Source organism: Nonomuraea sp. NPDC052265 (assembly GCF_044547985.1).
Taxonomy (GTDB): domain Bacteria; phylum Actinomycetota; class Actinomycetes; order Streptosporangiales; family Streptosporangiaceae; genus Nonomuraea.
This window is the reverse complement of the sequence record NZ_JBIUBJ010000002.1, coordinates 695,210-717,647: the sequence shown is the minus strand read 5'-3', so window position 1 is coordinate 717,647 and position 22,438 is coordinate 695,210. Positions and strand designations below refer to the sequence as shown.

Sequence of the window (22,438 nt, the reverse complement as noted above, 5' to 3'; positions counted from 1 at the left end):
GGGCCGTCCCCGCGCGCGTCACCCGAACAGGCCCAGCCGGTGGGCCGTCGCCGCCGCCTCGCCGCGCGTGGCGACGCCCAGCTTGGCCAGGATGTTGGAGACGTGCACGCTCACCGTCTTGACCGAGATGAACAGCACCTCGGCGATCTCCCGGTTGCTGCGTCCGTTGGTCACCTCGCGCAGCACCTCCAGCTCGCGCGCGGTCAGCCCCAGCGGCGGCCCGTCGGGCTCGTCCGCGCCGCCGATGCGGGCCCGCCGTCCGAACACGTCGAGCTGTTCGAGCAGCGGCGTGGCCCCGAGCTGCCCGGCCAGCTCCCGCGCCCGCGCGACCATCCCGGCCGCGGCGCGCCGGTCGCCCTCGGCCAGCGCCGCGTGGGCGGCCTCCGCCAGGCACTGCGCCTCCGCGTACGGCTGCCGCAACCCCGCCCAGGCCGCCACCGCCGACTCCCACGCCTTCAGCCGCGCCGCCCCGTCGAGCCCGTCCTGCGGCCCGGTCAGCGCCGTGAACGTCAGCCGCTGCGCCTCCTGGAGGTCGCCGTCCACCGCCAGCTCCCGCGCCACCTCCCGCAGCCGCGCGACGACCGCCGCCGCGACCCCGGCGTACGGCGAGCCGCCCTCGGCCAGGGCCGGCCGGGCGAGCTGCGCGAACGTCACCAGCACCGGCCAGGCGTAACGAGGCGAGGGCAGCAGGTCCTGCGTCTCCAGCCCCCGGGCCGCGGCCTCCAGCGCCTCGCCGAGCCGTCCCTGCGCCCGCAGCAGCAGGACCTGCCTGCGCAGGTGCGGCAGCACGGTCTGGTCCCGGTACTCGCCGCGCGCGAACACGCTGGCCGACGACGACAGCAGCTTGTCGGCCCGGTCGATCTCGCCCCGCGCGAGCGCGATGTCCGACACGAACCCCTGGAGGCTGGCCCGGTAGGGGGCCGGCGGCGCGAGGTCGAGCGCCTGCTCGACCACCTGGAGCGCCTCGTCCCAGCGGCCCAGCGAGAGCAGCGGCTCGGTCAGGTTGATCGCCAGGAACGTGCCGGACGTGCGGGCCAGGCCGTAGTTCCCGGCCTCCTGCACGCCCTCGCGGGCGACCTGCGCGGCCCGCTCGTGCCGCCCGGCGCCCTCCAGCGCGTCGGACTCGGAGATCGCGCAGCGCATCAGCGCGTTGTAGGCGCCCTGGGCGCGGGCGACCCTGCGCGCCTCGGCGAACTGCGGGAGCTGGGCCTCGATGTCGGAGAAGCACGACCGCGCCCAGGCCAGGCTGATGAGCGCGTGGGCCTCGACGTTGGCGTCGCCCATCTGGTGGCCGATCTCCATGGCGAGCTGGGCCGTCGCCAGCTTCTCCGGCCAGTCCTCGGGACGGTGGAGCATGCGCGCCAGCGTCTCCAGGACCTGGCCGCGCAGCTTGGTCGGCGGGTCGGCGGGCACCAGCTCGGCCGCCTTGCGCAGGTCGTCGAGGTAGCCGGCGCGGCCCAGGTCGTAGCGGGTCAGGCCGCGCTGGCGCAGCAGGGTGGCCGCCCTGATCGGGTCGGCGTCGAGGTCGACCTCGGCCAGCGCGGCCCCGGCCAGGGCCAGGCCGCGTTCGTACTCGCCGGCGAGGTGGGCGACCGTGGCGGTCTGCCTGAGCACGTCGAGGCGGTCGCAGCCGATGCGCTCGGCGGCGTCGGGCACCTGGTCCCACAGCTCCAGCACCCGCGAGAGCATCCTGAGCTGCTCGTCGTAGGCGGTGGACTTGCGGGCCGCGGCGGCCGCGCGCCAGGCGCTGACCAGCGCCCAGGTGGAGTCGTGGGCGGAGTGCCAGTGGTGGGCCAGCTCGATCGCGCCGCGCGGGGCGGGCAGGATCGACAGATCGCGTTCGAGGGCCTGCGCGTAGCGGGTGTGGAGGCGGGTGTGCTCGCCGGGCAGCAGGTCGTCGTGGAGGGCCTCGCGGATGAGCGCGTGCCGGAAGCCGTAGCCCTCGCCGTCGACCACCAGCACGTTGCCCGCCACGGCGGGGCGCAGCGCCCGCGACAGGGCGGTGTCGTCGAGCCCGGCCACGGCGGTGAGCAGGTCGTGCTCGATGCGCTGGCCGCCCGCGCTGGCCACGCGCAGCAGCTCCTGGGTCTCGTCGGGCAGCCGCTCGACGCTGGCCAGCAGCAGGTCGCGCAGGGACTCGGGGAGCATGTCGCCGCCGTCGGCCTCGCTCAGCAGCGCCTCGACGAACAGCGGGTTGCCCTCGCTGCGGGCGTAGATCAGATCCATCGCGGCGGGGGACGGCTCGCGCTGCAGGATGCTGGCCGCCTGCGCCACGGCCTCCCTGCGGGTGAGCCTGCGCAGCTCGACCCGGCTCACCCACTCGATGCGGCCCAGCTCGGCCAGCATCGGCCGCAGCGGATGGGTGCGGTGCAGCTCGTCGGTGCGGTAGGTGACCACGATCATCAGCCGGGCCGCCGTGCGCTGGTAGCGGACCAGGAAGGACAGCAGGTCGCGGGTGGAGCGGTCGGCCCAGTGGGCGTCCTCGACCACCAGCAACACGGGGCGTTCCTCGGCCAGCCGCTCCAGCAGCCCGAGCACCTGCTCGAACAGCCGGGCCCGCGCCTCCGCGCCGTCCTTGTCCGGCTCCCCGAACTCGGGCAGCAGCCGGGCCAGCCCGCGCGTCGTGCCGCCGGGCACCAGCGCCGCCACGCCGTCGCGCCCCAGCTCGCGTACGAGCCCGCGCAGCACGGCGGTGAACGGCGCGAACGGCAGGCCCTCGGTGCCCAGCTCCAGGCAGCCGCCGACGAGCACCCGCGCCTCGCCGGCCCGGTCGATGAACTCGTTGACCAGGCGGGTCTTGCCGACCCCCGCCTCACCGCCGACGAGCACGGTGGACGACGCGCCCGCACGTGCTCTGGCCAGGGCGTCTCCCAGAGCGTGCAGCTCGCGGGCACGCCCGACGAACAGAGGGCTGACGGCGTGGATGCTCACGCCCCAAGGATGCCATCAAACACCGACAAATCGGACCGTAACCGGGAGCGATCGTCTGTCAGCGCAAAACCTTCGTCGTCAGCGCAGAACCTTGCGGAAGAAGGTGGCCGACGCCTCGTAGCCCAGCGCGTGGTAGAACTCCGGCGCCCGCCGGGTGGCCATCGCCACGTACCCGGCGTGCCGGGTACGCGCCCACGCCTCGAACTCCTCCAGGAGCCGGCGGCCGATCCCCTGCCGGCGCGAGCCCGACTGGACCATGGCCTCCTCGACCCAGGCGACCGGCCCGTTGGCGAACAGCGTCAGGTGCACGAACCCCAGCAGGTATCCGTGGACTCGGCCGCCCACGACGGCCGTCAGCAGCAGGGCGTCCTCGTTGCGCAGGAGTTGCGGGAGCGCGGCGTCGAAGGCCCCGCGCTCCGGCCTGAAGGTCAGCCCGAACTCGTGCGCCAACGCGAACACCTCGTCCGCGTCCGCCTTCTCCGCCCTCCTGATGAGAAGATCGTCCGCTGTCATGAGGTACGACACTAGAACCTCTGTGCCCTTTCGTCCATCATGCCGTTCTGGCGGGTCAGAGGTCACCGAGACCGAGCTGGCGGGCGATGAGCATGCGCTGCACCTCGCTGGTGCCCTCCCCGATCTCCAGGATCTTGGCGTCGCGGTAGAAGCGGCCGACCGGGAACTCGTTCATGAACCCGTACCCGCCGAACACCTGCGTGGCGTCGCGGGAGTTGTCCATGGCCGCGTTCGAGGACACCAGCTTGGCGATCGCCGCCTCCTTCTTGAACGGCACCCCGGCCAGCATCTTCTCGGCCGCGTGGTAGTAGGCCAGGCGGGCGGTGTGCGCGCGCACCTCCATGTCGGCGATCTTGAACTGGATGGCCTGGTAGTGGCCGATCGGGTGGCCGAACGCCTTGCGGTCCCTGACGTACTTGAGGCATTCGTCCACGCAGCCCTGCGCCAGGCCCACGCTGAGCGCGGCGATGGCGATGCGGCCCTCGTCGAGGGTCTGCAGGAACTGCGCGTAGCCGCGGCCCCGCTCGCCGAGCAGGTTGGCGGCGGGCACCCGGCAGTCGGAGAAGGACAGCTCGCGGGTGTCGGAGGCGTTCCAGCCGACCTTGGAGTACTTCTTGGAGACCGTGAACCCCGGCGTGCCGCTCGGCACCAGGATCGTGGAGATCTCCCGCTCGCCGGTGAGCGCGGCCACGCCGATCACGCCGGTGATGTCGGTGCCGGAGTTCGTGATGAACGCCTTCGTCCCGTTGATCACCCATTCGCCGCCGTCGAGCACGGCGGTCGTCCGCATGCCGCCCGGCACGTCGGAGCCGCCGCCCGGCTCGGTCAGCCCGAACGCGCCCAGCATCTCGCCCGAGGCCAGCCGGGGCAGCCACTCCTGGCGCTGCTCGTCGGTGCCGAACCGGTAGATCGGCATCGCGCCCAGCGAGACCGCGGCCTCCAGGGTGATCGCCACGCTGGAGTCGGCGCGGGCCAGCTCCTCCAGGGCCAGGCACAGCGCGAAGTAGTCGCCGCCCATGCCGCCGTACTCCTCCGGGAACGGCAGGCCGAACAGCCCCATGTCGGCCATCTTGCGCACGATGTCGTACGGGAACTCCTCGCGCTCGTAGTAGTCGCCGATCACGGGCGCCACCACGTCACGGGCGAACGCCTCGACGGTCTTGCGCAACTCTTGGTATTCGTCGTTCAGCATGATCAGCCTTTCGCGAGGGCCTGGACGACGCGCGAGGGGCTGGGCCGGCCCAGCCGCTCGGCCAGCCAGGTGCTGGTGGACACGAGTTTGTCCAGGTCGAGCCCGGTCTCGATGCCGAGCCCGCGCAACATCCACACGAGGTCTTCGGTGGCCAGGTTGCCGGTGGCGGACTCGGCGTACGGGCAGCCGCCGATGCCGCCGGTGGAGGCGTCGACGGTGGTCACGCCCGCCTTGAGGGCGGCGAGCGTGTTGCCGAGCGCCTGTCCGTAGGTGTCGTGGAAGTGCACGGCGAGCCGGTCTGGCCCGCCGAACGCGCCGATCAGCTCGGTGACGTGGCCCGGCGTGCCGACGCCGATCGTGTCGCCGAGGGACAGCTCGTAGCAGCCGAGCCCGAGCAGCCGCTCGCCGACCGCGACGACCTGCTCGACCGGCGTGGGCCCCTCCCAGGGGTCGCCGAAGCACATCGACACGTACGCGCGCACCCGCAGGCCGTGCGCCAGCGCCCTGGCCACGACCGGCTCGAACATGTCGAACTGGCTCTCCAGCGTGCGGTTGAGATTCTTGGCGGCGAAGGTCTCGGTGGCGCTGGCGAAGATCGCGATCTCGGTGACGTCCAGCTCCAGCGCCCGGTCGAGCCCGCGCTCGTTGGGCACCAGCACCGGGTAGCGCACGCCGGGCCTGCGGTCGAGGCGGCCGAGCAGCTCACCGGCGTCGGCGAGCTGCGGCACCCATTTGGGATGGACGAAGCTGGTCGCCTCGATGACCCGGTGCCCGGCGTCGGCCAGCCGGTCGATGAACTCGGCCTTCACCTCGACCGGCACGATCGCCGGCTCGTTCTGCAGGCCGTCGCGCGGGCCCACCTCGTAGACGGTGACCCGCTCGGGAAGCCCTTCCATGCGGTACGGCATCACGCCTCCTCACCGGTGACCACGGCCAGCACGGCGTCCATGTCGACCGGCTTGCCCGGCTGGACGGGCAGCTCGGCGACCACGCCGTCACAGGGGGCGGTGACCGTGTGCTCCATCTTCATGGCCTCGACGACGACCAGCGGCTGCCCCTCGCTCACCCGGTCGCCGGGCTGCACCTTGACCAGCAGGACGGTGCCGGGCATGGGACTCCGGACCACGCCGTCGCCCGCCCCCGCGGCCCCGGGCCGGTCGCCCGGGTCGCCGATGAGGTGGCGGGTGAACGCCCACGACTCGCCGTCGCGGCCGAGCCACAGCGTGTCGCCGTGGCGGGCCGTCAGGTAGCGCGTGGTCCGGCCGCCGAGCGTGACCGCCAGCTCGCCGCCGCCGGTCGCGATCCGCGCGGGGACCGCCTCGCCGTCGAGCAGCACCTCGGCCGAACGGCCGGGCAGGCCGCGTACGGGCACCGCGTGCACGCCGTCCCGCGACTCCAGCCGCCAGGTCGTCCAGGCGCGCTCGCCGACCCGCCAGCCGTCGGTGACCTGCCAGGGGTCGGGGCCCTGCGGGAGCGCGTGGAAGACCAGCGCCGCCGCGGCGGTCACCTCCTGCGGCACGCCCGCCCGCGGCAGCAGCTCGGGCAGCACCCGTTCGACCAGGCCGGTGTCCAGCTCGCCGGCCACGACCGCGGGGTGGCGGGCGAGCGCGCGCAGGAACGGGACGTTGGTGACCACGCCCAGGACCGCCGTGCGGGCGAGCGCCCGGTCCAGCGCCCTGAGCGCCGACCCGCGGTCCGGTGACCAGGTGATCACCTTGGACAGCATGGGGTCGTAGTCGCTGCCGACGACGCCGCCCTCGGCCAGGCCGGAGTCGACGCGCACCCGTCCCGGGCCGTCGCCGCCGGGCTCGCGCAGGGCCAGGACGCGGCCACCGCTGGGCAGGAAGCCGCGCGCCGGGTCCTCGGCGTAGACGCGGGCCTCGACGGCGTGGCCGTCCAGCCGCACCTCCTCCTGGCCGAACGGCAGCGCCTCCCCGGCGGCGACGCGCAGTTGCAGCTCCACCAGGTCCAGGCCGGTGACCAGCTCGGTGACCGGGTGCTCGACCTGGAGCCGGGTGTTCATCTCCATGAAGTGGTAGGAGCCGGTGGTGCCGTCGACGATGAACTCGACCGTGCCGGCGCCGACGTAACCGACCGAGCGGGCGGCCTCGACGGCCGCGGCGCCCATGCGGGCGCGCATGTCGGGGGTCACGAAGGGCGAGGGCGCCTCTTCGATGATCTTCTGGTGCCGGCGTTGCAGGCTGCACTCGCGCTCGCCCAGGTGCACGACGTTGCCGTGGGCGTCGGCCATGACCTGGATCTCGATGTGCCGGGGGTTCTCGACGTAACGCTCGATGAGCAGGGTGCCGTCGCCGAACGCCGCCCGCGCCGTACGGCGGGCCGACTCCAGCGCGTCGGGCAGCTCGGCGGCCGAGCGCACCAGCACCATGCCCTTGCCGCCGCCGCCCGCGGACGGCTTGATCAGCGCCGGGAAGTCGGCCCACTCCGCCAGGTCGTCGCCGGGCTCGGCCCCGCCGGGGACGACCGGCACCCCGGCGGCCGACACGGTGGCCTTGGCCCGGATCTTGTCGCCCATGGCGTCGATGGCCTCGGGGGACGGGCCGACGAAGACGAGCCCGGCCTCGGCGCAGCGCCGCGCGAAGGCGGCGTTCTCGGCCAGGAAGCCGTAGCCGGGATGCACGGCCCGCGCGCCGGAGGCGAGCGCCGCCTCCACGATCGCCTCGATATCAAGATATTTCGAGACTTCGAGGGCAATGTCTGCTTCGCGGGCATGCCTGGCACCCGCGTCGGGCGGCGTGAACACCGCCACCGACTCGATGCCGAGCGCGCGCAGCGTCCGGACGACCCGGACGGCGATCTCGCCCCGGTTGGCGATGAGAACACGGTCGAAAAGCATGATCACATCCGGAAGACGCCGTAGCCGGCGGGTTCGAGCGGCGCGTTGGCCGCCGCGGACAGGGCCAGCCCGAGGACGGTGCGGGTGTCGAGCGGGTCGATCACGCCGTCGTCCCAGAGCCGGGCGGTGGAGTAGTAGGGGTTGCCCTGGTTCTCGTACTGGGCGCGGATGGCGTCGGGGTCGGCGTCGCCGACCGTGGTCAGCACGTTCGCGGCCTGCTCGCCGCCCATGACGGAGATGCGGGCGTTGGGCCACATCCACAGGAACCTGGGCGAGTACGCCCGTCCGGCCATGGCGTAGTTGCCCGCCCCGAACGAGCCCCCGATCACCACCGTGAACTTGGGCACCCGCGCGCACGACACGGCCGTCACCATCTTGGCGCCGTGCTTGGCGATGCCGCCCGCCTCGTACGCCTTGCCGACCATGAAGCCGCTGATGTTCTGCAGGAACACCAGCGGGACGCGGCGCTGGTCGCACAGCTCGATGAAGTGCGCGCCCTTCATGGCCGACTCGCCGAACAGGATGCCGTTGTTGGCCACGATGCCCACCGGGTGGCCGTGCAGGTGGGCGAAGCCGGTCACGAGGGTGGAGCCGTACTCGGCCTTGAACTCCAGGAAGCGGGAGCCGTCCACCAGGCGGGCGATGACCTCGCGCACGTCGTAGGGCTGGCGGGTGTCGGCGGGGACGAGCCCGTACAGGTCGCGCGGGTCGTGGTGCGGCTCCTCGGGCGCGACCGTGTCCCAGGGGCGCGGGGCCCGGGGGGCCAGCGTCGAGACGATGTCGCGGACGATGGCCAGGGCGTGGGCGTCGTCCTCGGCCAGGTGGTCGGTGACGCCGCTGACCCGGGAGTGCAGGTCGCCGCCGCCCAGTTCCTCGGCCGTGACCTCCTCGCCGGTGGCCGCCTTCACCAGGGGCGGGCCGCCCAGGAAGATCGTGCCCTGGCCGCGGACGATGACGGCCTCGTCGCTCATGGCCGGCACGTACGCACCGCCGGCGGTGCACGAGCCGAGCACCGCGGCGATCTGCGGGATGCCGCGGGCCGACATCGTGGCCTGGTTGTAGAAGATGCGCCCGAAATGCTCCCGGTCGGGGAAGACCTCGTCCTGCTTGGGGAGGAACGCGCCGCCGGAGTCGACCAGGTAGACGCAGGGCAGGTGGTTGTGCAGGGCCACCTCCTGGGCCCGCAGGTGCTTCTTGACGGTCATCGGGTAGTACGTGCCGCCCTTGACGGTCGCGTCGTTGGCCACGACCACGCACTCGCGCCCGGCCACCCTGCCGACGCCGGTGATGATCCCGGCGGCGGGCGCCTGGTCGTCGTAGAGGCCGCCGGCCGCCAGCGGCGACAGCTCCAGGAAGCGGGACCCCGGGTCGAGCAGCCCGTCGACGCGGTCGCGCGGCAGCAGCTTGCCCCGCTCGACGTGACGCCGCCGCGACCGCTCGGGACCGCCGAGCGCCGCCGCGGCCAGCCGTTCGAGCAGCTCGGCGGCCAGGCGCTCGTTGAGCTCGGTGTTGCGCTTGTACGCCTCGCTCCCCGGCTCCACGGCCGACCTCAGCACCGGCCAGTCGCTCATGAGTCCCCTCTCGTCATGGCCGAGATGTTAGTCATCATTAACGTAACCGTCTAGCATGTGAGATGTGACCACTGCCTCCACACCTACCCGCGAGCGCGGCAGAAGGCGCATGGAAATCCTCGCCGCGGCCGCCCGCCTGTTCGCCGCGCGCGGCTTCCACGGGGTCTCCATCGAGGACATCGGCGGCGCGGTCGGCGTCTCGGGCCCCGCGCTCTACCGGCACTTCAGCGGCAAGGAGGCGCTGCTCGCCGAGATGCTGCTCGACGTCAGCTCGCGGCTGCGGGAGTCGGCGGTGGCGGTGGCGACCTCGTCCCAGGGGCCGGCCGAGACGCTCGACGCGCTGCTCAACGTGCAGATCACGTTCGCGCTCGACCAGCCGGCGCTGATCACCGTGCACGACCGCGAACTGGGCAACGTGCCCGAGCCCGAGCGCCGCGGGATCAGGCGGCTGCAACGCCTCTACGTCGAGGAGTGGGTGACCGTGCTGGCCGAGCTCCACCCGGCCTGCCCGCCGGCCCGGCTGCGCGCGGCGACCCACGCGGTCTTCGGCCTGCTCAACTCGACGCCGCACAGCGCCGGCGAGCTGCCCGCGCACGACATGCGCCCCCTGCTGCACGCGATGGCCCGCGCCGCGATCGAGGCCAGCGTTAACGAACGCTAACCGACCGGCGTCCCCCTTCACACCGCACGTAGCCCCCAAAAGATCGCGAACGCCGACAAACGGCCACGGATCAGGGTTAAACGGACGGACCACAATCTGTCATGGACTCCGGCAGACGGCGGGGGCGATGACAGACATAATCAGGGTGTGGCGCGGGACACTGTTGAGACACATTTCATCCAATCCGTTGCGGCGCTGAAGGCAGGCCCCGCCCGAGATCCCGGCGGCCCGGTGCGCGAGGGCACGTCGCTGACCGGCGACCGGTGCAGGACCCTGTTCCAGCGCCAGCTCGACAGCCGCCTGCTCGACATCGCCGCCCGCTGGCTCCGCGAGCAGGACGAAGGCTTCTACACGATCGGGTCGGCCGGCCACGAGGGCAACGCGGCGGTCGCCGCCGCGGCCAGGGCCGGTGACCCGGCGCTGCTCCACTACCGGTCCGGCGCCTTCTACCTGACCAGGTCCGAGCAGGCCGGGCGGCTGCCCGAGCAGGGCCTGCGCGACGTGCTGATGGGCCTGACCGCGGCGGCCGACGAGCCGATCGCGGGCGGCCGGCACAAGGTGTTCGGCCACCCCCACCTGGCCGTCATCCCGCAGACCTCGACCATCGCCAGCCACCTGCCGCGCGCCGTGGGCGTGGCCTTCGCCATCGAACGCGCCGTCGCGCTCGGCGACCGGTCGGCCTGGCCGCCCGACGCCATCGCCGTGTGCAGCTTCGGCGACGCCTCGATCAACCACGCCAGCGCCCTGTCCGGGTTCAACACCGCCTCCTACGCCACCTTCCAGGGGCAGCCGCTGCCCATCCTGTTCGTGTGCGAGGACAACGGCATCGGCATCAGCGTCCGCACCCCCAAGGGGTGGGTGGAGGCTGCGGCGCGGCGGCCGGGCATCGCGTACTTCGCCGCCGACGGCTGCGACCTGCCCGACGCCTACGACGCCGCCATGCTCGCGGTCCAGCACGTCCGGGCCAACCGCTCCCCCGCGTTCCTGCACCTGTCCACCGTGCGGCTGATGGGTCACGCCGGGTCCGACGTCGAGTCGTCCTACCGCACCCAGCGGGAGCTGCGGGCCGACATGGAGCGCGACCCGCTCGTCCGCACCGCGCGGCTGCTGGTCGAGGCGGGTCTGGAGACGCCGGAGGAGCTGCTCAAGGCGTACGAGTCGGCGCGCGAGCACGTCCTGCGCATCGCCCTGGAGACCACCCGCGCCCCGCGGCTCGGCTCGGCCTCGGAGGTCATGGAGCCGATCGCGCCACGCCGCCCCGACCTGATCGCCAACATCAGCCCGACCGCCGCCGAGGGTTCGGTCAGGGAGAAGGCGTTCGCGGGCTCGCTGCCCGAGCTGGAGAAGCCGCTGACGTTGTCGCAGACCATCAACCGCACGCTCGCCGACGCGCTGGTGGTCTACCCCGAGATGACGGTCTTCGGCGAGGACGTCGCCAGGAAGGGCGGCGTCTACGGCGTCACCCGCGGCCTGCAGAAGCGGTTCGGCGGCTCGCGGGTGTTCGACACGCTCCTCGACGAGCAGGCCATCCTCGGCCTCGCGCTCGGCTCGGCCGTGTCCAACCAGCTCCCGGTGCCGGAGATCCAGTACCTGGCCTACCTGCACAACGCGCTCGACCAGATCCGCGGCGAGGGCGCCACGCTGTCGTTCTTCTCGCGCGGCGCCTACACCAACGGCATGGTCGTCCGCGTCGCCGGCTACGCCTACCAGAAGGGCTTCGGCGGCCACTTCCACAACGACAACGCGCTGGCCGCGCTGCGCGACATCCCGGGCCTGGTCCTCGCCTCGCCCGCGCGTCCCGACGACGCCGCCGCCATGCTGCGCACCTGCCTGGCCGCCGCCCGTACGGCCGGGTCGGTCTGCGTGTTCCTGGAGCCGATCGCGCTCTACCACACGCGTGACCTGTTCGAGGAGGGCGACGGCGGCTGGCTGGCGTCGTACACGCCGCCGGCGCGCTGGCGGGAGACGCACGTGCCCATCGGCCGGGCGCGCTCGTACGGCGAGGGCCGCGACCTGACGATCGTGACGTTCGGCAACGGGCTGCGGATGAGCCTGCGCGCCGCCGTCCGGCTCACCCAGGAGGGCTACGGCTGCCGCGTCCTCGACCTGCGCTGGCTGGCGCCGCTGCCGGTGGACGACCTGCTGCGGGCGGCCGAGCTGACCGGCAAGGTGCTGATCGCCGACGAGACCCGGCACTCCGGTGGCGTGTCCGAGGGCGTCATGGCCGAGCTGCTCGACGCCGGGTTCACCGGGCAGGTGGCCCGGGTGACCTCGGCCGACAGCTTCATCCCGCTGGGCGACGCGGCCAACCACGTGCTGCTGTCGGAGGAGGAGATCGAGCAGGCAGCGCGCAAGCTACTGGGCTGAGCGCGCCCCTCTGACGCAGGCCGGTTTCGACCAGGCGACCGTGGAGTCCGCCGAGATGCGCAGCGGCACGCCCACCAGGAAGCAGTAGCCGGTGTCCGGGTCGAGGCCGGCGACGCGGGTGGTGGTGGCGCCCTGGCCGAGGGCCGTGACGGCCTGCTCTCCCTTGCCCGCCGGCGAACGTTGCAGGACGACCGGATAGCGGCGGGCGTCGGCCGGGAGCGCCCAGCTCAGCTCCACCAGGGCGCCGTGGTCGGCGGTGACCTTGAGCCTGCGGGGGGCCAGGGCGGCGACGTCCCGCTCGCTGATCGGCGGCGGGGTGGTGGCGGCGGTCCCGGTCTCGGGCTGCCGCGTGGCGGCCGGGCCCGGGCCGGCGGGTTGCCGGAGCGACAGATGGACGGCCAGGCCCGTGCCGCCGATCGCCACGGCCGCGACCGCGCCCCCGATCAGCAGGCGCTTCCTGAGGCTTCCGGCCCCGGCGGGCGGCGACGTCGGGGCCTCCCGCCGCGCCCCGCCGAAGTCCCCCGGAACGCCGGGCGGGTGCGGGGCCTGTCCGGGACCAGGGCCGGGAGCGGGCGGCAGGTGGCCGCCGGTGGCGGGCAGGTGGTTGCCGGTGGCGGGCGGGTGGCCGCCGGTCGGGGGCAGGTGGCTGCCGGTGGCGGGGAAGGAGGGGTCGCCGGGGTGCGGCGGGGTGTCCGGGCCGCCGTGCGGACGGCGCGGGACGGTGGACATGGCGGGCCCCGGCCCCGGATCCTGGCCCACCAGGTCGGTCACCGAAAGCCCCAGCTCCGCCTGCACCTCCTGCAGCCGCCGCGCCAGCTCCCTGGCCGAGCCCGGCCGCAGCTCGGGCTGCTTGGACATGGCCCACACGATCGTCCCGAACACCACCGGCGGCAGGTCCGCACGCTTGATCGGCGGCGGGTCGAGGCTCAGCACCCGGTACATCAGCGGCGCGATCGACGGGTCGGCCGGGTTGTGGAAGGCGGGCTGCCCGGCCAGCAGGTGGTAGAGGGTCGAGCCGAGGGAGTAGATGTCGCCGGCGGCCGAGTGCGGCTGCCCGGTGAGCACCTCGGGGGCGGCGTGCAGCGGGGTGAAGGCCTGCGAGGTGGCCGAGATCTCGGCGGCGTCCACCACCCTGGCCACGCCGAAGTCGGCTACGGCGAGCTCGCCGTAGCGGGAGATGAGGATGTTCTGCGGCTTGATGTCGCCGTGCAGCACCCCGGCCTCGTGCACGGCGGCCAGCGCCCCGGCGAGCTTGACGCCCGCGCGCAGCACGTCGGGCACCCCGAGCGGCCCCTCCTTGCGGATCTTGTCGCGCAGCGAGCCGTTCTCGAAGAAGTCCATCGCGATGTACGGCTTGCCCGAGCGCGTCACGCCGGTGTCGAAGACGGTCACGACGTTGGGATGGCCGGTCAGGCGGCCGGTGAGCTGGAGCTCGCGCTGGAAGCGGCGCATGGTGCGCTGGTCGACCCGGTCGACCGACAGGACCTTCAGCGCCACGACCCGGTCGAGGCGCTCCTGGTAGGCGCGGTAGACGACGGCGAACCCGCCCTGGCCCGCCTGATCGAGTACCCGGTAACCGGGCGCGTCCTCGGCTGGCAGCACGGCACTCCCCCCTGTTGCCGGTGAGTTTAATGTGAAATTTCGGCTTTCAGGGGGTCAGCGGGTTCATCAGGTACGCGCCGAACACCACCGACACGGCGGCCACCAGCAGGAAGAAGAACACGTAGAAGCCGCCGGGCAGGAACGTCAGCCGGGCGAGCTGGTCGGCGTCGGAGTCTCTGGCCTGCCGCCTGCGCCGCTTGCGCTGCAGCTCGACGATCGGCCGGACGCCGCCGAAGAGCAGGAACCACGTCGCGACCAGGGCCACGACCTGCTGGATCTGGGCGGGGGCGTACATGGACAGGGCGAACACCGCGCCGCCGGTGACCAGCAGGATCAGCGCGCCGTAGAGGTTGCGGATCAGCAGCAGCATGCACACCAGGAAGAGCAGCACGCTCCAGATCAGCAGCGTGATGCGGCCCTGCTCGGTCAGCCACGCGGCGGCCAGCCCCAGCAGCGACGGCGCCAGGTAGCCGGCGAGCGCGGTCAGCACCATGCCGGGGCCGTTGGGGCGGCCCCTGGTCAGTGTGACGCCGGAGGTGTCGGAGTGGAGCCGGATGCCTTCGAGCTTGCGCCGGGTGAGCAGCGCCATGACCGCGTGGCCGCCCTCGTGGGCGATCGTGATCAGGCCCCTGGACACCTGCCAGGGCGTGCGGAACGCGACGACCGCCAGCGCGGCCAGAGCCGAGACCAGCACGACCCAGGGGTCGGGGTCAGGCTGAACCTTGATCAGGTGGGCCCAGAGCATGTCCATCGAGGAGAAACACTAGCCGGGTAAAGTCCCGGCTGTGGCCGCAGAACTACATTCTGACGCGGGCGTTCCGGCGTGGTGGCGCGAGCTCAGGCTGCCGGGCCTGATCGACCTGCATGTGCACTTCCTGCCCGGACGAATGGAACGCCGCGTCTGGCATCACTTCAACCACGGCGGCCCGCTGATGGGCGCCGGCTGGAAGATCGCGTACGAATGGCCGGTCGAGGAGCGGCTGACGAGACTGCGCGAGATGGGCGTACGGCGCTTCCCGGCCCTGGCGTACGCCCACAAACCGGACATGGCGCGCGACCTCAACACCTGGACCCTCGACTTCGCCCGCCGCAACCCCGACTGCCTCCCGTCGGCGACGTTCTACCCTGAGCCCGGCGTCGCGGACTACGTGCGCGCGGCGCTGGCGGAGGGCGTCAAGATCTTCAAGGTGCACCTCCAGGTCGGCGGCTTCGACCCGGCCGCGCCTGAGCTGGCCGAGGTCTGGGGGCTGCTGGCGGAGTCGGGCGTGCCCGTGGTCGTGCACGCCAGCTCGGTGCCCGTGCCCGGCGGCCACGTGGGGCCGGGGCCGATCGGCGCGGTGCTGGCCGCCCATCCCCGGCTGCGGGCGGTGATCGCGCATCTGGGCATGCCCGAGTACGAGCCGTTCTTCGAGCTGGCCGTCCGCCATGAGCGGGTCGCGCTGGACACCACCATGGCCTTCACCGACTTCTCCGAGCGCGGCATGCCGTTTCCCAGCCGATTGCGCCCGGTTCTGCGTGATCTCGGGCTTTCGGGGAAGGTGGTGCTCGGCAGCGATTTCCCGACGATCCCGTACCCCTACGCGCACCAGCTCGACGCCCTCGCCCGCCTGGATCTCGGCGAGGAGTGGCTGCGGGCCGTGTGCTGGGACAACGGTGCGGCCATGATTCGATAGCAAGGTGAACGATCGGCACATGGCGCTCATCAGCGCCTTCTACGACGCTCTGGGCCGCGCGGACTTCGCGGCCATGGAGCGCTGCTACCACCCCGAGGTAAGCTTCGGCGATCCCATCTTCCAGGAGGTCGAGGGCCGGGACCGGGTGATGGCGATGTGGCGGTTGCAGCTCGGCGTGCGCGACGGGCTGAGATCGGTCTACCGCGACGTCCAGGCCGACGAGTTCAGCGGCTCGGCCCACTGGACCGCCAGCTACACCTTCTCCAGCACCGGCCGGGCGGTCGTCAACGAGATCGACGCGCTGTTCAGGTTCCAGGACGACCTCATCGTGCGCCACCACGACGAGTTCGACTTCAGGCGCTGGTCCAGAATGGCTCTCGGCAGGCCGCAGGGGCTGCTGTTCGGCTGGACGCCGATGTGGCGCAAGACCATCAGGGACCGGGCCACCCAGGAGCTCGACGGCTTCGCGGCGGCCCATCGGTCGTCGCAGTAGACATCACAGGAAACCGGATCGGAGGGGTGCATGGCCAGGGTGAAGGGGTTCAGGCGCAGCGGTGACAACCGCGAGGAGGCGCCGGAGCACTCGATGGACCCGCGTGCCGGCGAGGAGCACCCCTACCGGCCCACCGTCATCGACAACGCGATCTACCAGAACGGCGAGCGGGTCGACAACCCCGGCTCGCTCGCCGACGCCTTCGAACGCCTCAAGCAGATGCCGGACAGCATGGCCTGGATCGGCCTCTACCGTCCGAAGGAGTGGGAGCTGGTCAAGCTCGCCGAGGAGTTCGAGCTGCACGAGCTGGCACTGGAGGACGCGATCGTCGGCTCCCAGCGGGCCAAGGCCGACCGCTACGGCGACACGTTGTTCGTGGTGCTGCGCGCCGCCCGGTACCTCGACGACGTGGAGGAGGTGGCCTTCGGCGAGCTGCACCTCTTCGTCGGCCCGAACTTCGTGATCACCGTGCGTCACGCCGAGGCCCCCGACCTCCAAGGCGTGCGCAAGCGCATGGAGTCCGACCCCGACCTGCTGCGGCAGGGCCCGCAGGCCGTCCTGTACGCGATCCTCGACGCCGTGGTCGACGGCTACGCCCCGGTGGTGGCCGGGCTGCAGAAGGACATCGAGGAGATCGAGGCCGAGGTCTTCAGCGGCGACCCCTCGGTGTCGCGGCGCGTCTACGAGCTGTCCGGCGAGGTGATCGAGTTCCAGCGGGCCACCGCGCCGCTGGTGGGCATGATCCACGCCTTCATCGCCGGCGCCGCCAAGTACGGCGTCAACGACGAGCTGCAGAGCTACCTGCGGGACGTCGCCGACCACGCGATCACGGTGACCGAGCGCATCTCGGCCTTCCGCCAGATGTTGCAGAACATCCTGGTGGTCAACTCGACGCTGGTGACCCAGGCCCAGAACGCGGAGATGGCCCGCATGACCGAGGCCAGCATCCAGCAGGGCGAGGAGGTCAAGAAGATCTCGGCGTGGGCGGCCATCCTGTTCGCCCCGACGCTGGTCGGCACCATCTACGGGATGAACTTCGACTTCATGCCCGAGACCCACTGGGTGTTCGGCTACCCGTTCGCGATCTTGTTGATGGCGGCGGTGTGCATGGTGCTCTACATGGTCTTCAAACGCCGCGACTGGCTCTAGGGCCGGACAGCTTTTTCTACCACGTGGTAGAAAAATGGTATGGACGTCATCCCCCTGCCCCGCCATGTGACCCTGACCGATGAGGGCGGCCTCGTGCCGGGCCCGTCCCCGCGGGTCGCCGTCCCCTCCGACGAGCTGATCGGGCTGGGCGAGGTCGTCGCCCGGTTCCTGGGCGACCTGTGGGGCGTCGAGGCGTCCGTCCAGGTGGGCGGGGACGCCGAGCTCGTGCTGGCGCCCGGCGCGGGGAACGGCGAGGAGTACGAGCTGGTCGTGGGCCCGGCGGGGCCGTCGTGACGGCGGGGACGGCCGAGGGGCTGTTCCGCGGGGCCGTCACGTTCGCCCAGTTCGGCACGGACGGCGGCGTGGTGCCGGGCGGGCGGGTGACCGACGGGCCGGCGCTGCCCTGGCGGGGACTGTCCCTGGACGTCGTCCGCTGCTTCTTCACCGTCGAGGAGGTCAGGAAGGTCGTCGACCTGCTCGCCCTCTACAAGTTCAACGTGCTGCACCTGCACCTGACCGACAGCCAGGCGTGGCGGCTGGAGATCACCGCACGGCCCCGGCTCACCGAAGGGTCCGAGCACTACACGCGGGACGACTACCGGGAGATCGTCGCCTACGCCGCCGCCCGGTTCGTCACCGTCGTGCCCGAGATCGACATGCCGGGGCACGTGCTGGCCGCCGTGCGGGCGTACCCGGAGCTGGGCGGCGCGCAGGAGCCGGCCCATCCGCTCATCCCCTTCCTCGACCCGCGCGCCGAGACGACCTGGACGTTCGTGGCCGAGGTGCTGGGCGAGGTGGCGGCGCTCACCCCTGGGCCGTACCTGCACATCGGCGGGGACGAGGCGTTCGGGATGCCGGAGGAGGCGTACGCGGAGTTCGTGGCGCGGGCGCTGGAGGTGGCCAGGGCGACCGGGAAGCAGGTCGTCGGCTGGCAGGAGGTGAGCCGGTCGGGGGCGCTCACGGCCCACGACCTCGCACAGTGCTGGGCGGGCGAAGGGGACGCCTTCGACGCCGAGGCGGCCCGGCGCGACGCTCCCGAGAAGTACCACCCGCTGATCGACGTCGTGGCGCGCTCGTTCGAGCGGGCGCCGTACGACGTGCCCGCCGCGGTACGGGCGGGGGCGGAGGTGCTGGCCTCCCCCAGCCGGGTGCTCTACCTGGACCGGCGCTACGCCGAGCCGTCGGTCTCGCCCGAGCAGGACGACCGGCGCGAGCGCGTCGGGTTCGCCTCCTACCGGCCGCGCACGTGCGAGGAGTACTTCGACTGGACGCCGGGCGAACTGGCCGAGATCCCCGAGGGGCCTGGCTAGCGGGGGTGGAGGCCGCCATGTGGTGCGAGACGGTCGGCGGGTTCGAGGACCTGGCCTTCCTCGGTCTCGACGACACGGCCCTGGCTCATCACGGCCACCCGGTCGCACACGTCGGCGACGACACCGAGATCGTGGGTGACGAGCAGCACGCCGAGACCGCGTTCGCGCTGGAGCCCGCGCAGCAGCCCGAGCACCTCGGCCTGGACGCGGACGTCGAGCGCGGTCGTCGGCTCGTCGGCGATGAGCAGCTTCGGGTCGCACGACATCGCGCCCGCGATCAGCACCCGCTGGGCCATGCCGCCGGAGATCTGGTGCGGGTAGGAGGCGAAGGCCCGCGCGGGGTCGGCGATCTCGACCAGGTCGAGCAGCCCGAAGGCGGCCGGATCGTCCGCGGCAGCATCACCGTCGCCGGCGGTCGAAGGTGTAGTACGCGTCCAGCTCTGGCTTGTGGGCGGCCGTGCCGGGGCCGAAGACCTGGCTGGTGACCGCGCCGCGGCCCTGGCGGATCTTGGCCAGCATGGTCCTGCGGTCGATGGCGTGATTGAGCGCCCGGCGTACGCGCGGGTCGCGCAGCTCGGGGGTGACCGCGCCGGCCCGGTCGAACAGGAACAGGCCCTGGAAGTCGAACTCCTGCCGGACCGTCCTGACCTTGAGGTCGCCCTCCACGCTGATCTGCTGGTCGGCGTCCTGGAGCAGGGCGGCGTCGATCTGGCCGGTCTTGATGCCGTTGACGATGGCGGTCTCATTGTCGAAGTAGCTGATGGTGACCGTGTCGTAGGGCAGCCTGTCGCCCCAGTAGGCGGCGGCGCGCCTGAAGACCCACTTGGTGCCGATGACGGTCTGGCCGGCGTCCAGCTCGTACGGGCCGGTGCCGCCGGGCCGGGTCTTGAGCGCGTCGCCCTGGGCGAAGTCCTTGGGGGCGGCCATCAGGCCGGCCGCGTCGCTCAGGTAGTAGAGCAGGGCGGGGTTGGGCTGGGACAGGACCAGCGTCACGTGCGTGGCGTCGGTGACCTTGATGTCCTTGACGTCGTTGAGCGTCTTGGCCTGGGCGCCGCCGCCCGCGCGGAAGCGTTCCATGTTGGCCTTGACGGCGGCGGCGTCGAACGGTGTGCCGTCGTCGAACTTCACGTCGCCGCGCAGCGTCAGGGTCATCGTGGCGATGGCCAGGGTCGTGGGCGCCGCGGCTGCCGTGCCGCCGCCGGATCCCGAACAGCCCGCGAGCACCGTCGCCGCGAGGAGGAGGGCCGCTGCCCCGGCGGAATTCTTCATGACGCTCACTCCGTCTCCAAAGGGCTGAGAACGCCTGTCTCGGCCGAATGTCCGGCGAGCACACACCGCAAAACTAACCACGCGGTAGGTTCTTGGGGAGCCGGTGGAGGGCTAATCTCGCTGTACCGCGGCACGTATCCGCAGCCCACGTGCCCCAGACCCCCCAGAAAGGGCCGGTCGGTGACCGAACCGATGCCACGCCGAGGGCGTAAGGGCGAGCGCACGCGCGCCCGGATCCTCGACTCCGCCACAGAGCTGTTCTCGCGCTCGGGATTCCACGCGGTGTCGCTGCGCGACATCGCCGCGCACGCGGGCCTGACCCACGCGGGGCTGCTGCATCACTTCCCCGGCAAGGAGAGCCTGCTCATCCAGGTGCTCAGCCGCCGCGACGAGGTCGACGGCGAGCTGATGCACAGCCCCGCCGACAGCCTGCCGCCCGAGGAGCTGCTCGACCGGGTGGCCGCCCAGGTCGCCAAGAACATGGGCACGCCCGGCCTGGTGGGGCTCTACGTGAAGATCTCGGGTGAGGCGGCCGATCCCGGCCATCCCGCGCACGACTACTTCGTCAAGCGCTACCGCAGGCTGCGCCGGCAGGCCGCGTGGCTGCTCGGCACCCTGTTCGAACGCGCCACGCCGCCGCTCGACCACGATCCCGACGTCGTCGCCCAGCAGCTCATCGCGCTGATCGACGGCCTGCAGACGCAGTGGCTGCTCGACCCCGACCAGGTCGACATGCGTGCCGCGGTCATCGCGTTCCTCAGGCAACTAGGACTGCACCCCGGACAACCCCCCAGCTGACGAGGTACTCCATGACTCTTCCCCCCGACCTCACGACGGCCGAGAAGGCGTCGCTCACGTCCGGGAGCGACACCTGGCACACCACGCCGGTGCGCGACGCGGTGCCCGCGCTCACGCTGTCGGACGGGCCGCACGGCATCCGCCGCCAGCGCGCGGACGCCGGCGACGCGCTCGGGCTGACCCGCAGCGTGCCCGCCACGTGCTTCCCGCCCGCCGTGGCCCTCGGCTCCTCGTGGGACCCGGCGCTGGCCCGCCGGGTGGGCGCGGCGCTGGCCAAGGAGGCCGGTGCGCTGGGGGTGGACGTCGTGCTCGGTCCGGGGGTGAACATCAAACGCTCGCCGCTGTGCGGGCGCAACTTCGAGTACTTCTCCGAGGATCCGTACCTGACCGGGGTGATGGGGGCGGCGCTGGTCACCGGCGTCCAGTCGCGCGGCGTCGGTGCCTGCGTCAAGCACTTCGCGGTCAACAACCAGGAGACCGACCGCATGCGGGTCAGCGCGGACGTCGACGAGCGGACGCTGCGCGAGATCTACCTGCCCGCCTTCGAGCACATCGTCCGCGAGGCCCGCCCGTACGCGATCATGTGCTCCTACAACCGGGTCAACGGCGTCCACGCCTCCCAGCACCGATGGCTGCTGACCGAGCTGCTGCGCGGCGAGTGGGGCTTCGACGGCCTGGTGATGTCGGACTGGGGCGCGGTCAACGACCGGGTGGCGGCCCTCGAAGCCGGCCACGACGGCTGGGACGTCGACGAGCACCACGAGCTGGCCCGCGAGGCCGCCCGCGCCTCGGCCGTGCTGCTGAAGAACGACGGCGTGCTGCCGGTCGCCCCCGGCCTGCGCGTGGCCGTGCTGGGTGAGCTCGCCCGCACCCCGCGCTACCAGGGGCACGGCAGCTCCCACGTGGTCCCCACCCGCCTGGACAGCGCCCTCGACGCGCTCGGCCGGGCCGTCGAGGGCTGACGTTCGCCGCCGGCTACCGGCTCGACGACGGGCCCGACGCCGACCTGGAGCGGGAGGCGGCCGAGTGCGCGGCGGCGGCCGAGGTGGCGGTGGTGTTCCTCGGGCTGCCCGAGTCCGCCGAGTCCGAGGGCTTCGACCGCACCTCGATCGACCTGCCCGGCGTCCAGGTCGAGTTGCTACGTCGGCTACCGGCACCACGACACGCTGGGCACCGAGGTCGCCTACCCCTTCGGCCACGGCCTGACCTACACCCGGTTCGAGTACTCCGACCTGGAGGTGCGCGAGACCGGCCCCCACAGCTGGGACGTCGCCTTCACCGTCACCAACACCGGCGACCGCCACGGCCAGGAGGTGGCCCAGCTCTACGTCGCCTTCGACGCCGAACGCCCCACGCGGCCCCGCCACGGGCTGCGCGCCTTCGCCAAGGTCGGCCTGGCGCCCGGAGCGAGCGAGCGGGTACGGCTCGCCCTCGGGCCGCGCGACCTGGCGCAGTGGTCCGTCACGCGCGGCGGCTGGCGGATCGACCCCGGCGCGTTCACCGTCGAGGTGGGGGCCTCCTCGCGGGACATCCGCCTGCGTGCCGAGCTCAGCACGCCGGGGGACGGGCATGTGGGCGAGCTGAGCGAGATGTCCACGCTGGGCGAATGGCTGGCGCATCCGGTGGGCGGGCGGATGCTGAAGGAGCGGCTCCGGTCCGTCCCCGGGCTGTCCGACCTCGACCGGGGGGAATCGCCGCTGGTGGGGCTGGCGCTCGGCATCCCGTTGATCAAGTTCCGGACGTTCGGGATCGGGCTGACGGCCGAGGTCGTCACCGCCCTCGTGGCCGCCACCAGAAACGCCCTCTAGCGACCGCCCCGGCGGCCCGGACGCCCGTTCCCTCGGGACGTGTGTCGGTTCCGCTCACGAGGGACGCCCGCGAACATGGCTGGCGGCGGGGCGGCTGTCAACAGCCCGTTCTCACGGGACGTCTCTCAGCGGCCGTTCTCACGGGAGGCTGTGAACGGCCGCTCAGACGGGACGCGTGCGTGCGGGCCTGCGCACGAGACGGCGATCTCGCCGCCGCCTGTCGAAGGCCGCTCACCATCACAAC

General features: G+C 72.5%; 20 protein-coding genes. 10 read left to right on the top strand and 10 right to left on the bottom strand.

From position 1 onward, the window contains the following. Positions 1-18: 18 nt before the first annotated feature. From ACIHAD_RS08500 to ACIHAD_RS08475, 6 genes are all read right to left on the bottom strand, one after another. On the bottom strand, positions 19-2,931 hold the full coding sequence (locus ACIHAD_RS08500; RefSeq protein ID WP_397353691.1) for an AAA family ATPase: 2,913 nt from the start codon (positions 2,929-2,931) through the stop codon (positions 19-21). 78 nt (positions 2,932-3,009) lie between these two features. Continuing rightward, positions 3,010-3,444, bottom strand: a complete 435-nt coding sequence (locus tag ACIHAD_RS08495) for a GNAT family N-acetyltransferase (protein WP_397353690.1) — start codon at positions 3,442-3,444, stop codon at positions 3,010-3,012. A 55-nt stretch (positions 3,445-3,499) separates the two neighbouring features. After that, positions 3,500-4,636 (bottom strand): acyl-CoA dehydrogenase family protein, encoded by a 1,137-nt coding sequence (locus ACIHAD_RS08490; protein WP_352357043.1) that lies wholly within the window; start codon positions 4,634-4,636, stop codon positions 3,500-3,502. A 2-nt stretch (positions 4,637-4,638) separates the two neighbouring features. After that, entirely contained in the window at positions 4,639-5,544 is a 906-nt protein-coding gene (locus tag ACIHAD_RS08485; RefSeq protein WP_397353689.1) for a hydroxymethylglutaryl-CoA lyase, read from the bottom strand. Continuing rightward, positions 5,544-7,493, bottom strand: a complete 1,950-nt coding sequence (locus ACIHAD_RS08480; protein ID WP_397353688.1) for an acetyl/propionyl/methylcrotonyl-CoA carboxylase subunit alpha — start codon at positions 7,491-7,493, stop codon at positions 5,544-5,546. Before ACIHAD_RS08480 ends, ACIHAD_RS08485 begins: the two co-directional genes overlap by 1 nt. A gap of 2 nt (positions 7,494-7,495) precedes the next feature. Beyond that, on the bottom strand, positions 7,496-9,064 hold the full coding sequence (locus ACIHAD_RS08475) for a carboxyl transferase domain-containing protein (protein WP_397353687.1): 1,569 nt from the start codon (positions 9,062-9,064) through the stop codon (positions 7,496-7,498). A 109-nt stretch (positions 9,065-9,173) separates the two neighbouring features. Between ACIHAD_RS08475 and ACIHAD_RS08470 the strand changes: the two genes are divergently transcribed. Together ACIHAD_RS08470 and ACIHAD_RS08465 are read left to right on the top strand one after the other, a co-directional pair. Then, a complete protein-coding gene (locus ACIHAD_RS08470) occupies positions 9,174-9,725 on the top strand; it encodes a TetR/AcrR family transcriptional regulator (protein WP_397353685.1) in 552 nt (183 codons plus the stop codon). Between the two features lie 231 nt (positions 9,726-9,956). Further along, positions 9,957-12,092, top strand: a complete 2,136-nt coding sequence (locus ACIHAD_RS08465) for a thiamine pyrophosphate-dependent enzyme (RefSeq protein ID WP_397353684.1) — start codon at positions 9,957-9,959, stop codon at positions 12,090-12,092. On the opposite strand, the gene ACIHAD_RS08460 is transcribed toward ACIHAD_RS08465, so the two are convergent. After that, the gene (locus ACIHAD_RS08460; RefSeq protein ID WP_397353683.1) at positions 12,081-13,694 is read right to left on the bottom strand and encodes a protein kinase; all 1,614 of its coding nucleotides are present in this window, start codon (positions 13,692-13,694) and stop codon (positions 12,081-12,083) included. The two genes, ACIHAD_RS08465 and ACIHAD_RS08460, sit on opposite strands and share 12 nt — an antisense overlap. A gap of 46 nt (positions 13,695-13,740) precedes the next feature. Continuing rightward, the gene (locus tag ACIHAD_RS08455; RefSeq protein ID WP_397353682.1) at positions 13,741-14,445 is read right to left on the bottom strand and encodes a M50 family metallopeptidase; all 705 of its coding nucleotides are present in this window, start codon (positions 14,443-14,445) and stop codon (positions 13,741-13,743) included. A gap of 34 nt (positions 14,446-14,479) precedes the next feature. On the opposite strand from ACIHAD_RS08455, the gene ACIHAD_RS08450 reads away from it, so the two are divergent. The 5 genes from ACIHAD_RS08450 to ACIHAD_RS08430 are packed head-to-tail and all read left to right on the top strand — an operon-like array spanning position 14,480 to position 18,319. Beyond that, positions 14,480-15,367, top strand: coding sequence for an amidohydrolase family protein (locus ACIHAD_RS08450; protein WP_397353681.1), 888 nt, complete (start codon positions 14,480-14,482; stop codon positions 15,365-15,367). Between the two features lie 19 nt (positions 15,368-15,386). Further along, positions 15,387-15,860 (top strand): nuclear transport factor 2 family protein, encoded by a 474-nt coding sequence (locus ACIHAD_RS08445; protein WP_397353680.1) that lies wholly within the window; start codon positions 15,387-15,389, stop codon positions 15,858-15,860. Between the two features lie 30 nt (positions 15,861-15,890). Further along, positions 15,891-17,009 (top strand): magnesium/cobalt transporter CorA, encoded by a 1,119-nt coding sequence (gene corA, locus ACIHAD_RS08440; protein WP_397353679.1) that lies wholly within the window; start codon positions 15,891-15,893, stop codon positions 17,007-17,009. Between the two features lie 39 nt (positions 17,010-17,048). Beyond that, positions 17,049-17,303, top strand: coding sequence for a hypothetical protein (locus tag ACIHAD_RS08435; protein ID WP_397353678.1), 255 nt, complete (start codon positions 17,049-17,051; stop codon positions 17,301-17,303). Further along, positions 17,300-18,319, top strand: coding sequence for a family 20 glycosylhydrolase (locus ACIHAD_RS08430; RefSeq protein WP_397353677.1), 1,020 nt, complete (start codon positions 17,300-17,302; stop codon positions 18,317-18,319). The genes ACIHAD_RS08435 and ACIHAD_RS08430 overlap by 4 nt, the downstream gene beginning before the upstream one ends. Here ACIHAD_RS08430 and ACIHAD_RS08425 read toward each other — a convergent pair. Together ACIHAD_RS08425 and ACIHAD_RS08420 are read right to left on the bottom strand one after the other, a co-directional pair. After that, complete coding sequence (locus ACIHAD_RS08425) at positions 18,316-18,678, bottom strand: ATP-binding cassette domain-containing protein (RefSeq protein WP_397353879.1); 363 nt, start codon at positions 18,676-18,678, stop codon at positions 18,316-18,318. The two genes, ACIHAD_RS08430 and ACIHAD_RS08425, sit on opposite strands and share 4 nt — an antisense overlap. Positions 18,679-18,718: 40 nt before the next feature. Further along, positions 18,719-19,588, bottom strand: coding sequence for an ABC transporter substrate-binding protein (locus tag ACIHAD_RS08420; protein WP_397353676.1), 870 nt, complete (start codon positions 19,586-19,588; stop codon positions 18,719-18,721). Positions 19,589-19,768: 180 nt separating this feature from the next. Between ACIHAD_RS08420 and ACIHAD_RS08415 the strand changes: the two genes are divergently transcribed. The 3 genes from ACIHAD_RS08415 (at position 19,769) to ACIHAD_RS08405 (ending at position 22,194) form a co-directional block, all read left to right on the top strand. Next, positions 19,769-20,386 (top strand): TetR/AcrR family transcriptional regulator, encoded by a 618-nt coding sequence (locus ACIHAD_RS08415; RefSeq protein WP_397353675.1) that lies wholly within the window; start codon positions 19,769-19,771, stop codon positions 20,384-20,386. 11 nt (positions 20,387-20,397) lie between these two features. Then, entirely contained in the window at positions 20,398-21,348 is a 951-nt protein-coding gene (locus tag ACIHAD_RS08410; RefSeq protein WP_397353674.1) for a glycoside hydrolase family 3 N-terminal domain-containing protein, read from the top strand. Between the two features lie 276 nt (positions 21,349-21,624). Continuing rightward, positions 21,625-22,194 carry a fibronectin type III-like domain-contianing protein gene (locus tag ACIHAD_RS08405; protein WP_397353673.1) on the top strand — a complete coding sequence of 190 codons (570 nt, stop codon included), beginning with the start codon at positions 21,625-21,627 and terminating at the stop codon, positions 22,192-22,194. Positions 22,195-22,438: the final 244 nt, after the last annotated feature.

Coding starts and splice junctions, on each gene's coding strand:
- ACIHAD_RS08495 (WP_397353690.1), bottom strand. CDS start 3,444: ATGACAGCGGACGATCTTCTCATCAGGAGGGCGGAGAAGGCGGACGCG.
- ACIHAD_RS08490 (WP_352357043.1), bottom strand. CDS start 4,636: ATGCTGAACGACGAATACCAAGAGTTGCGCAAGACCGTCGAGGCGTTC.
- ACIHAD_RS08485 (WP_397353689.1), bottom strand. CDS start 5,544: ATGCCGTACCGCATGGAAGGGCTTCCCGAGCGGGTCACCGTCTACGAG.
- ACIHAD_RS08480 (WP_397353688.1), bottom strand. CDS start 7,493: ATGCTTTTCGACCGTGTTCTCATCGCCAACCGGGGCGAGATCGCCGTC.
- ACIHAD_RS08475 (WP_397353687.1), bottom strand. CDS start 9,064: ATGAGCGACTGGCCGGTGCTGAGGTCGGCCGTGGAGCCGGGGAGCGAG.
- ACIHAD_RS08470 (WP_397353685.1), top strand. CDS start 9,174: ATGGAAATCCTCGCCGCGGCCGCCCGCCTGTTCGCCGCGCGCGGCTTC.
- ACIHAD_RS08455 (WP_397353682.1), bottom strand. CDS start 14,445: ATGGACATGCTCTGGGCCCACCTGATCAAGGTTCAGCCTGACCCCGAC.
- ACIHAD_RS08445 (WP_397353680.1), top strand. CDS start 15,387: ATGGCGCTCATCAGCGCCTTCTACGACGCTCTGGGCCGCGCGGACTTC.
- corA (WP_397353679.1), top strand. CDS start 15,891: ATGGCCAGGGTGAAGGGGTTCAGGCGCAGCGGTGACAACCGCGAGGAG.
- ACIHAD_RS08435 (WP_397353678.1), top strand. CDS start 17,049: ATGGACGTCATCCCCCTGCCCCGCCATGTGACCCTGACCGATGAGGGC.
- ACIHAD_RS08420 (WP_397353676.1), bottom strand. CDS start 19,588: ATGAAGAATTCCGCCGGGGCAGCGGCCCTCCTCCTCGCGGCGACGGTG.
- ACIHAD_RS08410 (WP_397353674.1), top strand. CDS start 20,398: ATGACTCTTCCCCCCGACCTCACGACGGCCGAGAAGGCGTCGCTCACG.